The following is a 535-nucleotide window of genomic DNA, read 5'->3' as shown; positions in this document are numbered from 1 at the left end:
ATTTCCGGTTACATCGGCAATGAGTTCTGGAATTTGTCGAGGCTCGGATAAAAAGCTGTTGACAGATGTGACGATCCTTCTTAAGATCTCGTTCTTCGCATCGCCGTAGCAATACAGCGAAACGAAGCCCAGATGGCGGAATTGGTAGACGCACTAGGTTCAGGTCCTAGCGGTGGCAACACTGTGGAGGTTCGAGTCCTCTTCTGGGCACCAAATTCAGAAAACCCCTGTTCGCAAGAGCAGGGGTTTTTCCGTTTACGGCCCAGAAAGGGCAGTCCCTGCGGACTGCCCGGGGGACTCGAACGGATTGCGCTTGCAAGCGCAATCCCGGGGTCGCGCATGGGTGACCGAGTCCTCTTCTGGGCACCAATATTTGAAAGCCCTGCTCGCAAGAGCAGGGCTTTTTTATTTGCAGGCCCAGAAAGGGCAGTCCCTGCGATACATCAAGCCCTGATGGTTTGCTCCCCTCTCCCGCGAGCGGGAGAGGGGCGGGGTGTAGTGGTCCAATAAACCTGGACACCTCAAAAGGTAGACT

The 535-nt window shown here is 55.0% G+C and carries 1 tRNA gene; it reads left to right on the top strand.

The window, feature by feature from the left end:
* Positions 1-126: 126 nt before the first annotated feature.
* Positions 127-213, top strand: a tRNA-Leu gene (locus ABDB81_RS29450).
* Positions 214-535 lie beyond the last annotated feature (322 nt).

Source organism: Cupriavidus sp. DL-D2 (assembly GCF_039710735.1).
Taxonomy (GTDB): Bacteria; Pseudomonadota; Gammaproteobacteria; order Burkholderiales; family Burkholderiaceae; genus Cupriavidus.
The sequence above is the reverse complement of the archived record's forward strand: the minus strand, read 5'-3'. Positions and strand labels throughout refer to the sequence as shown.